Raw genomic sequence first — 13,596 nt, 5'->3', positions numbered from 1 at the left:
AAGATCAGGGTTAACCCTGATCTCCACCTCCGACTGAAATAACCGAGCCAGTCATATATGATGCTTCGTCTGATGCAAGAAATAAAATTGCATTGACTTGTTCTTGAATTGTGCCATAACGGCCTATAAATGTTCGATCTATTGTTTGATCAACCACTTGCTGCATCCAGTCTTTTTCATTTTGACTTAACGGGTTGGCGTTACGCGGTACTTTGCGAGGCGGTGCTTCGGTTCCACCCGTCGCAACGGCATTGACTCGGATCCCATCTTTAGCATGTTCAAAAGCAAGAGATGCTGTTAAAGCATTTACACCACCTTTAGATGCCGAGTAGGGAATACGGTTAATACCACGGGTTGCAATTGAAGATACATTTACAATAACACCCGATTGTTGCTTAATCATGGCGGGCAAGACAGCGCGGCAGCACCATAAAGTTGGAAACAATGAGCGATTCACTTCCTTAATGATCTCTTCTTCGGAAAACTCTTCAAAAGGTTTCATCCAGATCGCGCCACCCACATTATTAATCAGGATATCTACCCGACCATAGTGTTCAATGGCTTTTGCAACTATCGCTTGCGCGCCTGCATAGGTTTCAAGATCAGCATTAATCGTAACAGCATCACCACCTGTACTCTGAATTTCTTTGAGAACGTCTTCAACGTATTCAGAGCGATCAGCCATGATGACTTGGCCGCCTTCAGCTGCAACTTGCAGTGCCACGCCACGGCCAATACCTTGGGCACTACCCGTAACAATCACAACCTTATCGGTAAATCTTTGACGGTTTGACATAGATAATTTCTCCACCTGTTAATTCGCAGAGAATTTTTCAAACAAGAAATTAGCAGGTTTGATATTTTCAGTTTCTAACCAGTCGCGTACAGCTTCTACCATTGGTACTGGGCCACATAGATAAACATCGACGTCGCCACCGTTTAACCATTCACTTTCAATATGACCAGTGACATAGCCTTTGCGTTCATGGTTACTCTCAGGGCTTGCGACCACAGTGCGGTATTCGAACCATGGAAATTTTGCCTGCAACTCATTGAGTTTTTCTAGAGCAACCAAATCAAAGTCATTGGTTACACCAAAGACTAAACGAACAGGCTGTTCTGAACCTTTTTCTTCAAGCACTTGTAACATCGACATAAATGGGGCAATGCCAGTACCGCCTGCCAACATCAGTACAGGACGCGCTACATTACGTAAATAGAAGCTACCGAATGGTCCGGTAAATGTCATTTTGTCGCCAGCTTTAGCATTTTTGCTTAAGAATTCACTCATCTTGCCATTTGGTACATTACGGACCACAAATCCCGTTAAGCGGTTGCCCGGTTTTGAGCTAAATGAATATGAACGGGTTTCGCCAGTTTCTGGAATTGCAACGTTAACGTATTGGCCTGCAAGGAAATGAATATCCGGTTGGCCATCATCAAGTTGAATATCAAATGTGATGGTTGAGTCTGATAAGTTTTCAACGCGGGCTAAAGTACCTTGGAAGCTATGAATTTCTGTTTTGCAAACATCTGAAGATGCTTGAATCTGAAATACGGCGTCTGAAGTTGGTCGACATTGGCAAGCAAGAATATAGCCTTGCTCAGCTTCTTCAGGGGGTAATGCGTCTTCAATATAGGTTTCTTCTGGCATGTCATAACTACCGGACTCGCAAAATGCGCGGCAAGTTCCACATGCACCATCACGGCAATCCAAAGGAATATTAATTTTTTGGCGATAGGCTGCGTCAGATAGGGTTTCGCCTTGAGCTACGCTAATGAAACGTGTAACACCATCTTCAAATTGAAGTGCGATATTGTGGTTTGACATGGCATGTATCCTACAAAAGATTTGAAACTTTTACCCTCAGCCAACAGTCCGCTTAGCTGAGGGGGTATGTCTTAAAGGTGGTAAATATCAATCACTTGATTGATGTAGTCATTTTTCAAAACGACATACTTGCTCAAGATTTTTGGTTGATCACCTGAAAAATCGATCACATAACGTGACATACCGAAATAGCTATAATTTGTCTTGTAACGGAAACTCAAGGTATTCCAGTTAAAGCGAACAGTAACTTTGTCGCCATCGCGCTCAACAACTTCAACATTGGCAATATTGTGGCTTGTGCGTGTGTCTGGCATGGTTGCCGATGAGCGTTCAGTTTTAATACGGAACACACGATCTTCTAAACCTTGACGGTCTGGATAATAAATAAGTGAAATTTCAGATTGTGGATCTTCAGTTAATCTATCGTCATCATCCCAAGCTGGCATCCAGAATGAAGCTTCTGGTGCATAGCATTCAATCCATTCATCCCATTGTTCATCATCTAAAAAGCGAGCTTCACGATAGAGAAACTGAGCAATATTTTCTAAAGTTGCTTTGTCTTGAGCACTCATGCTGTTTCTCCCTGATCAGCAATTTCTTTCTCTGATGCAATCGCGTGTTTCATGGTTTGCAACCAATATTGATGTTGGGCAAGATAAAGCCCTTCATCTTCAGTTTTGATACCACTTAACATGGGTTTTAAACCGATTTCGTTCGCTGCTTCGTCTGGTCCATAAATCCAATGTTTTGAACCACGACACATATCATTCCATTCAAGAGCAATACCTGCGTAGCCTGCCTGACAAGCACGGAATTCTTCTAAATCGTCTGGTGTTGCCATGCCTGAAGCATTGAAGAAATCTTCATATTGACGTATACGACGTGCACGAGCTTCAGGCGCTTCACCTTTAGGCGCGATACAATAAATGGTGACCTCGGTTCTATTAACCGAAAGTGGGCGAAGTACACGAATTTGCGAACCAAACTGATCCATCAAATAAACATTTGGATAGAGACAAAGATTACGTGAACGCTCAATCATCCATTTCGACATGGCTTCGCCGTATTTTTCGGTGTATTCGTCTGCTTTCGGGAAGTTTGGACGGTCTTCTGGGTTTGCCCATTGTGTCCAAAGCAACATGTGGCCATTTTCAAAGCCATACGAGCCACCGCCTTGTTTACCCCAAGAACCTGCACTCATGGCACGAATGTTATCTGCAGCTTGAGTTTCTTTACGGTGTTGAGTTGTTGCTGCATAGTTCCAGTGAACAGCAGAAACGTGATAACCATCGGCACCATTTTCAGCAGTGAGTTTCCAGTTACCTTCGTAGGTATATGTAGATGAACCACGTAAAACTTCTAAACCATGTTCAGACTGGTCAACAATCATATCGATGATTTTGGTGGTTTCACCCAAGAATTCTTCAAGTGAAGGAACATCGGGATTTAAGCTACCAAATAAGAAACCTTTGTAACTCTCAAAACGTGCTACTTTTTTAAGGTCGTGTGAACCATCTTGGTTAAAACAGTCAGAATAACCTGCTTCACTTGGATCTTTAACCTTAAGCAATTTACCTGAGTTGTTAAAAGTCCAGCCGTGGAAAGGGCATGTATACGTTGCTTTATTACCACGCTTGTAACGGCAAAGTTGTGCTCCGCGGTGTGAACACGCATTGATCATGGCATTGAGTTCGCCGTTACGGTTACGTGCAATAATGACAGGCTGACGACCAATATGAGTAGTGTAGTAGTCATTATTGTTTGGAATTTGGCTTTCGTGTGCTAAGTAAACCCAATTGCCTTCGAAGATATATTTCATTTCGAGGTCAAAAAGAGATTCGTCAGTAAACACTGAGCGATGAAGTTTAAATTCACCTGTATCGATGTTATCGACAAGTAATTCATCAATACGGTCAAGATGGCTAGTATTGATTACAGGAATACGTGGCATGTCCGTTCTCCGACTTTCCAAAAGTGTGGAAGTCACCAAGGCCTTAGCTACGGTCTAAAAGGCCTTGATATCCTAATATTGTCAATGAAGCGCATGAGTGCGCTGAGTGTTTAACCGTGAATTGATGAAGATGAATAACTGGAAGATTGGCAAAAGGCTTGTTCACAAAGCAATTCATCACTTCATCGGTTTGTTGCTTGTATATACCTTAAAAGAATGGTTAAACTGTGTCTAAGACTGAATTTGCATTTTTTTATATCTTAAAGGTATGGAAGCCTTATGGAACTAAGACATTTACGATATTTCGTGGCGGTGGTGGAAGAACAAAGCTTCACCAAGGCTGCTGAGAAACTATTTATTGCTCAACCACCTTTGAGTCGGCAGATCCAAAATCTGGAAAGTGAGCTTGGAATTCAACTGTTTGAGCGCGGAAGCCGTCCTTTACAGACAACCCCAGCCGGACATTTCTTTTATCAGCACGCTCTTAAACTTTTGTCGAATGCTGAAGAAATAAAAAGTATGACCAAGCGGATTGGTCTCATCGAAAGAAGTATGACCATTGGTTTTGTTGGGTCTTTACTCTATGGTTTACTGCCGCGAATCATTTATTTATTTCGTCAGCAGCAACCACATTTGAATATTCAATTGATGGAGTTAAGTACCACTGAACAACTACAGGCATTAAAAGAAGGACGTATTGATGTTGGGTTTGGACGCCTAAGAATTAGTGATCCTGCAGTGAGACGAATTCTTTTACGTAAAGAACGATTGGTAGTTGCTGCACATACGAGCCACCCAATTGCGCAGCGTACGGAAGGGGTATATCTGGCCGATCTCATTGATGAAAAGATGTTTATGTATCCCACTTCGCCGAAACCCAATTTTTCGACCCAGCTTTTAAATATTTTTGCCGAGCATAGTTTGGTTCCAAAAAATATGCATGAAATACGAGAGATTCAATTGGCTTTGGGCTTAGTGGCAGCGGGAGAAGGTATCTGTATTATTCCGGCAAGCGCCGATACCATTCGATTTCCACACTTAAACTATATTCCGATTTTAGATAACGGCGCGGTCAGTCCAATTTTTATTACAGCACGGGCAATGGACCGAAGTGAAGATTTACAGTCACTGTTTGATTGTATTTATCAGGTTTATGACTTAGAAGGGATACCTTACCAACGGACTGTCTTTACACTCGATCAGAACCCGATAGATGATTCAAATGGTATCGATCTTTAAATAAGAGAAGTGCATAGCTTCAAAGGTTGAAGCTATGCAGTTTTATATCTTATTGCACTTTCGCTGGGAAACCATCTTCTTCAAGTGCTTCGGTAATTTTATCGATGCTTTCACTGCTTTCAACAGTCACGATTTTGGTTGCTAAATCTACATCTACTTTTGCATTTGGGTCGATATCTTGAATCGTCGCAGTCACGCCACGAGCGCAGCCACCACAAGTCATATTTTCAATAAGTAGTTTCATGTTCATACTCCATCAAGAATGAGATGTTTGTTTGGATAACACTGAGTCTAAACCTTGTCATGATTGTAAGGTCAAGACCAAATTTTTAAAAAAATATGCTTGACCTTCCCATGATGGGAATCTGTATGCTCAATACAGAATATTAAATTTTGCAGATTTGCAGAGGTGTTTGATGGACTCAAAAACCACAAAATTGCCAGCATATAGTGAAACACTCTCAATTGAGGGCATGACTTGTGCCTCCTGTGTAGGACGTGTCGAAAAAGCACTTAAGAAAGTTGAAAATGTAGAGATTGCCAACGTTAATTTGGCAACAGAAAAAGCCGTTGTTTATTCAAATCAACCGATTCAGCGCGAAGCACTGGTTAAAGCAGTTGAACGTGCGGGTTATGATGTTCCAAAAGCTGCACCAGTGGAGTTGTCTATTGAGGGCATGACCTGTGCATCTTGTGTTGCACGTGTTGAAAAAGCCCTCAAAAAAGTAGACGGTGTTCAAGAGGCAACTGTCAACTTAGCAACAGAGCAGGCTTGGGTACAAGCAGATGCATCAGTCAATGTTGAAGACTTAATTCGTGCTGTTAAAAAAGCAGGTTATGACGCGAAAGCAGCTGAAAAAAAACAAGATGAGCAACTCGATAAAAAAGCTTCAGAGTTAGATCAGCTTAAAAAAGATTTGATCATTTCGATTGTGTTGGCCTTACCTGTGTTTATTTTGGAAATGGGTTCACATCTAATCCCAGCTTTTCACATGTGGGTCATGCACACCATTGGTCAATACAATAGCTGGCTTTTACAGTTTGTTTTGACCACATTAGTACTCGTTTTTCCTGGACGCCGTTTTTACCAAAAAGGGATTCCAGCCTTATGGCGTTTAGCACCAGATATGAACTCGCTAGTGGCTGTTGGAACTTTAGCTGCCTACAGTTTCTCAGTCGTGTCAACCTTTATGCCGCAAGTTTTACCACAAGGTACGGTCAATGTTTACTTTGAAGCGGCTGCTGTAATTGTCAGTTTAATTTTACTCGGGCGATATTTTGAAGCAAAAGCTAAAGGACGTACTTCGCAAGCGATTCAACATTTAGTTGGAATGCAGCCCAAAACAGCTCGTATTCAGCGTGACGGTCAAGTGGTGGAAGTTGCTGTTGTCGAAGTGGTCAGTGGAACTATTGTAGAAATTCGTCCGGGTGAACGTGTGCCAGTCGATGGTGAAGTAGTTGAAGGGCACAGCTACATTGATGAATCTATGATTACGGGTGAGCCTGTTCCCGTTGAAAAGATCGTAGGCCATCAGGTGGTCGGTGGTACGGTCAATCAAAACGGTACTCTAAACATTCGGGCAACCGCCGTTGGTTCTTCGTCTGTACTTTCACAAATTATTCGCATGGTTGAACAAGCCCAAGGTTCTAAACTTCCGATTCAGGGTTTAGTGGATAAAGTCACCATGTGGTTTGTGCCTGTAGTGATGCTAATTGCTGCAATTACTTTCTTGGTTTGGTTTATTTGGGGACCAGAGCCTGCGCTAACTTTTGGCTTGGTGAATGCTGTTGCGGTACTAATTATTGCTTGTCCTTGTGCGATGGGGCTTGCAACACCAACTTCTATTATGGTCGGTACTGGACGTGGTGCTGAGCTAGGTGTCTTGTTCCGTAAAGGTGAAGCTTTGCAGCTTTTACAAGAAGCACAAGTGGTTGCCGTTGATAAAACAGGAACGCTCACCGAAGGCAAACCGACACTGACAGACTTTAATGTGCAATCTGGCTTTGAACGTAACCAAGTGCTGACTTTAGTTGCCTCTGTTGAGGCCAAATCTGAACACCCAATTGCCCTTGCGATTGTGCAAGCAGCAGAAAGCGAAGGCCTAAACTTATTACCAGTAACAGCATTTAACTCGATTACAGGTTCAGGTATTGAAGCAGAAGTTTCAGGCCAAAAAGTACAAATTGGCGCAGATCGTTATATGCACCAACTTGGTTTAGACACCAGCTCATTCCAAGCGATTGCTGCTCAGTTAGGTGAAGAAGGCAAAACACCACTCTATGTTGCCATTGACCAGCAACTTGCAGCAATTATTGCCGTGGCAGACCCAATTAAAGAAACAACCTATGCTGCGATTGAAGCCTTACATAAATTAGGTCTCAAAGTGGCCATGATTACAGGAGACAACCGTCATACTGCGCAAGCAATTGCCAAAAAGCTGAACATTGATGAAGTCGTGGCCGAGGTTTTACCCGAAGGCAAAGTGGACACAGTTCGTCAACTGCAAAAACAATATGGTCGTTTGGCCTTTGTGGGTGATGGCATTAACGATGCACCAGCCTTGGCGCAAGCAGATGTCGGTTTAGCCATTGGTACAGGTACAGATGTTGCGATTGAAGCTGCCGATGTGGTGCTGATGTCAGGTAGTTTAAAAGGCGTGCCGAATGCAATTGCATTAAGTAAAGCCACCATGCGAAACATACGTCAAAACCTATTCTGGGCATTTGTATATAACGTAGCCCTAATTCCAATTGCAGCAGGTGCGCTATATCCAGCATTTGGTGTGTTGCTTTCACCGATGTTTGCAGCAGGTGCGATGGCACTTTCTTCAGTCTTTGTTTTAGGCAATGCATTACGCTTAAAACGCTTTCATGCGCCAGTAGAGTAAGCGTGCTGAAAATCAACTTTTGGTTTAAGATCATGACAGCAGGTCTTAAACCAAATTTAATATTTGAGGTGTGAGATGAATATCGGTCAGGCATCCAAACATTCAGGCATTTCAGCGAAAATGATTCGCTACTATGAAGAAATCGGTTTACTTGAAGCAGCTCAGCGTTCTGCTTCTGGCTATCGCATTTATTCAGAAACAGACCTTAAAACTTTGAATTTTTTAAAACATGCCAGAGAGTTAGGTTTTTCTTCTGAACAGATGAAAGAGCTTATTTCACTTTGGAAAAACACAGATCGGCATAGTGCAGAAGTGAAAGCCCTAACCGTCAAACACATTGCCGAATTAAAACAGAAAATTGCCCATCTCCAAGAAATGGTCAATATTTTGCAGGCTTCTGCTGATGATTGCTGTGGCGACCAACAGGCTTCTTGTGCCATCTTAGATCACATTGAAAAAGGTGTGGGTGTAAGCTAAGTTTCATTAAAATAAAAAGGAAAAATCATGGCTTATACTGCTTCTTGTCTTTGTAATGGCGTTCAACTGTGCATTAATGTCGAATTAGAACCCATCATGGTTTGTCATTGTAATCAATGCCAAAAAGCACAAGGGGCTGCTTTTGCTGCCATCACTCAAGTACAAAAAAGTGATTTAAACATTGTGCAGGGTGAAAATCTTTTACAGGCTTATTTTGCATCGCCTAATAAAAAGAGAGTGTTCTGTAAAACTTGTGGTTCACCGATCTGGAGTGAACGTCTAGATAAGCCAGAAGTGGTACGCCTAAGGGTAGGACTTATTAATGAAGAAATATCGACGCCAGTCATCTCTCATGCTTTTGTCAATTCACAAGTGAAGTGGTATCCAATTTGTGATACCGCTCGCCAATATCCAAATGGGATAGAAAACCCTTAAATATTAAGGTTAGATCGTATTTTATTCATTTGTAAAAAAACGTGAACAAGACTAGTCATGAATAAATAATGTGCTATAACTGTACCTAAGGTAATCGTAATATCTCCTCGATCCACAGGGAAACTTGGGACAGGGCAAAAGATACGATAAGACCTTACATATAGCTAGCAAAGAGCAAACTAAGAGATGGATAGACACAAATCTTAACTTGCTCACCGTTGCAGAAAAGCCCGTGAAACGGGCTTTTTTAATGTCTTTTAAAAAGCTATTTCTCATTTAAAAATATCTTATATTTTTAAACTATTTATGAAAAAGTAATGTAAAAATCATAAAAAAATTGAAATATACAGACTATTCTGTATTGATTTTTATTTTAATTAACGGTACATTTAGTTAACGGTTTAAAGTTCAAGTTTAATAATGAACTCATGGTCGTTGTGGGAGATCTAAGAGCCTGCATTTTCCCCAAGATGCGGGTTTTTTTTATGCCTATAAAAAAGTATTCCTTAAATAATAAATATATAATTCGTTGTTATTTAAAGTATTTTAATCAGCCTACGATCTAAAGACGCGTAGGCTTTACATCTGGAAAATTATTTAAGCACGATAGGCAAGACAAGCTTGAGCACAGGCTAAACATGCTTTCGCACAGATCTGACAATGTTCATGCTCATGTTTGCTACATTCCGCTGCACAAAGTTGACATGCATTTGCGCAAAGTTGCATTGCTGATTCTGCTAGTTCAGAGTTTCTTAGTTCTAAAGACGTACAAAGTTGGCAGGTTTCTACACATGTCATGCAATGCTTAATACATTCACGCATCATATGAACATGTTCTTCTTGTAAACATGCAGCTGCACAAGTTTTACAAGCAATCATACATTCAATACAAGCTTGAATTGAGGTAGAGGCATTACAAAATAAAGAAGAGTTGGTTTCTCGTTGAATTTCCATAAAAGTTCTCCTGTCGAAGGCTATTATTAAAAAATGGAATATCGTTATATTTCCTATTTTAGAAGATCATTTTTAAGGCATGGCTGTTTGAGATGAAAGGTCTACAAATCGCTAATACATAATTAACCTCGTAGTAGAATGTTACATCCAGTTTTTAGTTAAAACGCTCATAATTGTTCATGTTAAGAGGGGATTTAAATTTAAGGATTGTGTTAAATTTAATTGCATATAATACTTTTGGCTAATTTCTTATTGTGTGAAAATTGGGCAGATTATCAGTGTGAACTTTAAGGGCACACGAAATGGAAAACGTTAATCAATATGCTCACGGAGCTGAGCATGAAGTCCACATACATTGCAAACGATCATTAAGTACTTTAATACTGAGTATGCTTGTATTAATTACAACAGGTCGTTAAAAGAAAAAGCACCTAAGGGTGCTTTTTCTATATGAGTTTAAAGTAAATACCTTCACTTAAGAGTTAATAAAGCCACGCCGTTTTTTGTAGGCTTTACGGTCATAAGAAGGGATGTTTGATTGCTGGAGATCAATCGCGAGTTGTTTCTTGCGTTGAAACTGAACTTCACTTAGAAGAGCAGCATAAATTTTGGGACGATCAGTTTTAAAATTTTCTACATCCAACGGAATCGTATCTTCATTTTTGACAATGTATAGCACAGAACCATTGCCATTCATTTCATAAACCGTCCAACCAACTCGTACAATGTAGAGTCCAGTTTTCTGATTCTTGCCTAAAAAAGATTTAAAACCATCTGGATGAGGGCGAACATAAGCATTCATCATGCATCCTCCATCATCTGATTTATTTGATGAAAGCGACAATCAAAGAATTGATGGGGAATGGGACATCATATTCAGTAAAATCACGACTTCTAATTGTTTATATATTGATCAATTTTCAAATTTCAAGTCAGAAAAAAGCGTTTATTAAATAAGCTGAATAAGAACTAAATATTAAAAATAACGACTTATTTTTCTGTGAAAAAAAGCTTGATTTAGTTGTTTAGCAAGCAGAAAAAATAGCGTTTATTCTATATTTGTGTGATCGATTTTGCATATTTAAAATTATTGAAATAGTAAGTGAATTTGTAGTCATGTGGAGTTAATTAATTGTTTTAAAATTAAAAAAATAAAATTCAATATTTCTTGTTACAACCATTATGTCGACAATAGATATTCCTTTTTGACATATTTCGCCTAGCATAACTAAAGAGTTCATTGCCTATGGTGTCATTTATGTTTATTGGACTTGTGGTCACCATTTTGTTGACTCCAGGCCCAACAAATACATTGTTAGCCTCGGCTGGAATACAAGCAGGGGTGAAGCAGTCTCTTAAACTTATTCCTGCTGAAGTGATGGGTTATCTTATTGCAATTACTTCATGGGGTGTTTTGCTTGAGTCAGTTTCACATTTTATTCCTTGGCTTCCTGCCTTATTAAAGTTAATAAGTGCAACTTTTATTCTCTACCTTGCATTTAAACTTTGGATAACATCAACAAATGACATCAAATTAGACACCCCACTGATTACACCTAAGGCTTTATTTGTTGCAACACTTTTAAATCCTAAAGCTTTACTCTTTGCTTCTGCTATTTTTCCACATGCAGCATGGGAAGTGCTTCACGTTTATTTTGTGCATATTGCTATTTTTTTATCATTAATTACACCCATTGCATTTTTATGGATTGCTTTTGGAACCGTATTAATTTCAAACAAAGTAACTTGGTTAAACCAACGTAATTTACAACGTACGGCTGCATTTATTTTAACTTTTTTTGCGATGCCAATCGGCTATTCTGCGATTAGCTCATTTTAAACTTAACCCATTATTTATATTAAAAAATTTATTTTTCAGGAGATTTTTATGAAAAGATTAAAAGTAATTATCAAGGACCAGTTTGATAAAGAATCAATTGCTTTGGCAAAAGTTAGACCCATGAATGACCATGCGCTTGAGCTTCATAAAAGCGTTGAACATATTGAAATTAATGACGATATTATTTTACCCAATATGGATTTGCTCTATGAAAACCCTAAAGACGGCAAAATTTATCAGTTAATTGGTCCATTCAGTGAGGAATAACTCTTAAATTAAATTTAACAATAACCATGAGTAGAGTTTGTGTTTGGTAGGGTCTTAATAGAACTCGTTTTATTTAAGAGGTGGTGAAAATTAAGCCAAACTAACGTATAGACACAATTAAAATATTGAACATCTAAAATGGTTATGGGACTATGCTTGTGTAAAAATGTGACCTAATCCACATTTTTGCATTTCAGGATTAAGTGGATTTCACTAAGCCCATTCCTTCAATGAGAAGTAGGAGTGGGCTTTTTTTATTCTTTGAATGTCTCATCTAAAGCTTGTTGAACGGCTTCAATACGTGACTTACATGCTTTATAAGCAGTAATAGATTCTTCAACAATCTTCATTAAATTATCAATATCTGGGCTTTCTTGAGATTCTAATAATTCGGCATTTTTCTTCAAAATGTCATGACCATCTTTAAACGTTAACTCTTCATTCTTCATTTGGAATTACCTGTGTAATGTTGGCTTCAACCACACCATCTTGCATCTCAATAGCAATGGCGGGGCTTGAAATTTGATGTATAGAGCGAATCGCTTTACCTTCTGATCTAACAATTGCATAGCCCTTGGCTTGAACCTGTTTCGGGTTTTGCAAAAGGATTTCTTTCATCAACGATTCGATTTGGGCTAATGAAAATTTAACCTGTTGTTGTGAGCTAAACTGAGTACGTTCTTTCATCTGGTCAAGCAAACGATGGGCCGAGCTAAGTTGACTCTGTGCCGAAGATTTTATGTGATGAAGCAGTTGATCATTCTTGCTTTGATAGGTCGTGATTTGATGCTGAGAAAGTAGCTTAATCGTTTGTAGACTATCTACAGCTTCTTGTACGCGTTCAACAATGTGGTTTCGAATACCAGCAATCACTTTACTTGGCGTATCAAATGAGCGATGAGCAATTTCATCAAGAATTGTACGGTCTTTTTCATGCCCTATGCCTACCCAAATGGGTACACTACGTTTGCAAAGTAGGGCGGCAAGTTCATAATCATTTAAATAAGCTAAATCATTCACCGATCCACCACCGCGAATAATCACAATTAAATCAGGCGGAAAGTTAAACGTGCTGGCCCATTGTCTTAAACCTGAACCTAAGGATTCAATCAAACTGGTTGCAGCCGTGTTTCCTTGAAAAGTAGCGGTGTGATACACAAAATGGCAAACCCTATTTCGCTCAAGAGCATCTGCATCTTTTTTAAAGTCACCGAGACCCGCAGCATTTTGAGGGGCAATCACTAAAACATTTTGAATATCAAAAGGAGTGGGAAGAAGTTTATTTTTATGGATTAAACCTTCTTGAGTAAGTCGTTCAATAATTTGCTGATAACGTTTAGCAATTTCACCCAATGTAAAGCTTGAGTCAATCTCTTCAATATTGACCGAAAATCCATATTGAGGATCAAAACGTGCTCTAATTTTGATGAGTACATTTAAATCACTTGAAATCTCAATCCCAGTTTCACGTTCGAACTTTAAAACAATTTTACTCGCTGAAAATTTCCAGATCGTGGCTTTACAGCTGGCAATAACTTTATCAGTCTCTGCATCTTTTTCTGCGAGTTCTAAATAGTAATGACCGCCCTTAATATTTAAATTTCGAATTTCTGCTTTTACCCAAACTGGTTCATCAAAAGCCACACGTATGACTTCCTGAACTGTGCCGAGATATTCACTAAGGGAAAACTGAGGTTCAGACATACGAACTAAA

At 39.5% G+C, this 13,596-nt stretch carries 15 protein-coding genes and 1 pseudogene; 7 read left to right on the top strand and 9 right to left on the bottom strand.

Annotation, left to right across the window (positions count from 1 at the left end):
• Nucleotides 1–10: 10 nt before the first annotated feature.
• The 4 genes and pseudogenes from HJG58_RS03290 to benA all read right to left on the bottom strand — a co-directional run bounded on the left by HJG58_RS03290 (nucleotide 11) and on the right by benA (nucleotide 3,782).
• Nucleotides 11–796 carry a 1,6-dihydroxycyclohexa-2,4-diene-1-carboxylate dehydrogenase gene (locus HJG58_RS03290; protein WP_170247908.1) on the bottom strand — a complete coding sequence of 262 codons (786 nt, stop codon included), beginning with the start codon at nucleotides 794–796 and terminating at the stop codon, nucleotides 11–13.
• 18 nt (nucleotides 797–814) lie between these two features.
• Entirely contained in the window at nucleotides 815–1,831 is a 1,017-nt protein-coding gene (gene benC, locus HJG58_RS03285) for a benzoate 1,2-dioxygenase electron transfer component BenC (protein ID WP_170247907.1), read from the bottom strand.
• 52 nt (nucleotides 1,832–1,883) lie between these two features.
• Nucleotides 1,884–2,403, bottom strand: a pseudogene (gene benB, locus HJG58_RS03280) (benzoate 1,2-dioxygenase small subunit).
• Nucleotides 2,400–3,782: a benzoate 1,2-dioxygenase large subunit gene (gene benA / locus HJG58_RS03275; RefSeq protein ID WP_170247906.1), complete on the bottom strand. Its 1,383-nt coding sequence runs from the start codon at nucleotides 3,780–3,782 to the stop codon at nucleotides 2,400–2,402. Before benA ends, benB begins: the two are co-directional and overlap by 4 nt.
• Before the next feature lie 106 nt (nucleotides 3,783–3,888).
• Between benA and HJG58_RS03270 the strand changes: the two genes are divergently transcribed.
• A complete protein-coding gene (locus HJG58_RS03270; RefSeq protein ID WP_002011251.1) occupies nucleotides 3,889–4,017 on the top strand; it encodes a hypothetical protein in 129 nt (42 codons plus the stop codon).
• A 44-nt stretch (nucleotides 4,018–4,061) separates the two neighbouring features.
• Complete coding sequence (locus HJG58_RS03265) at nucleotides 4,062–5,021, top strand: LysR family transcriptional regulator (RefSeq protein ID WP_170247905.1); 960 nt, start codon at nucleotides 4,062–4,064, stop codon at nucleotides 5,019–5,021.
• Nucleotides 5,022–5,070: 49 nt separating this feature from the next.
• On the opposite strand, the gene HJG58_RS03260 is transcribed toward HJG58_RS03265, so the two are convergent.
• Nucleotides 5,071–5,271, bottom strand: a complete 201-nt coding sequence (locus HJG58_RS03260; RefSeq protein ID WP_086223908.1) for a heavy-metal-associated domain-containing protein — start codon at nucleotides 5,269–5,271, stop codon at nucleotides 5,071–5,073.
• Nucleotides 5,272–5,437: 166 nt separating this feature from the next.
• On the opposite strand from HJG58_RS03260, the gene HJG58_RS03255 reads away from it, so the two are divergent.
• From HJG58_RS03255 to HJG58_RS03245, 3 genes are all read left to right on the top strand, one after another.
• Nucleotides 5,438–7,909, top strand: coding sequence for a heavy metal translocating P-type ATPase (locus tag HJG58_RS03255; protein ID WP_170247904.1), 2,472 nt, complete (start codon nucleotides 5,438–5,440; stop codon nucleotides 7,907–7,909).
• A gap of 75 nt (nucleotides 7,910–7,984) precedes the next feature.
• Nucleotides 7,985–8,386: a Cu(I)-responsive transcriptional regulator gene (cueR, locus tag HJG58_RS03250; RefSeq protein WP_001020650.1), complete on the top strand. Its 402-nt coding sequence runs from the start codon at nucleotides 7,985–7,987 to the stop codon at nucleotides 8,384–8,386.
• 27 nt (nucleotides 8,387–8,413) lie between these two features.
• Nucleotides 8,414–8,821 (top strand): GFA family protein, encoded by a 408-nt coding sequence (locus tag HJG58_RS03245; RefSeq protein WP_170247903.1) that lies wholly within the window; start codon nucleotides 8,414–8,416, stop codon nucleotides 8,819–8,821.
• A 597-nt stretch (nucleotides 8,822–9,418) separates the two neighbouring features.
• On the opposite strand, the gene HJG58_RS03240 is transcribed toward HJG58_RS03245, so the two are convergent.
• Entirely contained in the window at nucleotides 9,419–9,775 is a 357-nt protein-coding gene (locus HJG58_RS03240) for a four-helix bundle copper-binding protein (protein ID WP_086266309.1), read from the bottom strand.
• Between the two features lie 475 nt (nucleotides 9,776–10,250).
• Nucleotides 10,251–10,580 (bottom strand): hypothetical protein, encoded by a 330-nt coding sequence (locus tag HJG58_RS03235; RefSeq protein WP_170247902.1) that lies wholly within the window; start codon nucleotides 10,578–10,580, stop codon nucleotides 10,251–10,253.
• A 441-nt stretch (nucleotides 10,581–11,021) separates the two neighbouring features.
• Between HJG58_RS03235 and HJG58_RS03230 the strand changes: the two genes are divergently transcribed.
• Both HJG58_RS03230 and HJG58_RS03225 read left to right on the top strand, forming a co-directional pair.
• A complete protein-coding gene (locus HJG58_RS03230) occupies nucleotides 11,022–11,615 on the top strand; it encodes a LysE family translocator (protein WP_032006561.1) in 594 nt (197 codons plus the stop codon).
• Nucleotides 11,616–11,663: 48 nt separating this feature from the next.
• Nucleotides 11,664–11,882, top strand: a complete 219-nt coding sequence (locus tag HJG58_RS03225) for a hypothetical protein (RefSeq protein WP_004709788.1) — start codon at nucleotides 11,664–11,666, stop codon at nucleotides 11,880–11,882.
• A 254-nt stretch (nucleotides 11,883–12,136) separates the two neighbouring features.
• Here the strand turns inward: HJG58_RS03225 and xseB are convergent, their stop codons facing one another.
• Both xseB and xseA read right to left on the bottom strand, forming a co-directional pair.
• Nucleotides 12,137–12,331, bottom strand: a complete 195-nt coding sequence (gene xseB / locus HJG58_RS03220) for an exodeoxyribonuclease VII small subunit (protein WP_002119890.1) — start codon at nucleotides 12,329–12,331, stop codon at nucleotides 12,137–12,139.
• Complete coding sequence (xseA, locus tag HJG58_RS03215) at nucleotides 12,321–13,586, bottom strand: exodeoxyribonuclease VII large subunit (RefSeq protein ID WP_170247901.1); 1,266 nt, start codon at nucleotides 13,584–13,586, stop codon at nucleotides 12,321–12,323. Before xseA ends, xseB begins: the two co-directional genes overlap by 11 nt.
• Nucleotides 13,587–13,596 lie beyond the last annotated feature (10 nt).

The sequence above is a fragment of the Acinetobacter geminorum genome (genome assembly GCF_013009345.1).
In the GTDB taxonomy this organism is placed as follows: domain Bacteria; phylum Pseudomonadota; class Gammaproteobacteria; order Pseudomonadales; family Moraxellaceae; genus Acinetobacter; species Acinetobacter geminorum.
The sequence above is the reverse complement of the archived record's forward strand: the minus strand, read 5'-3'. Positions and strand labels throughout refer to the sequence as shown.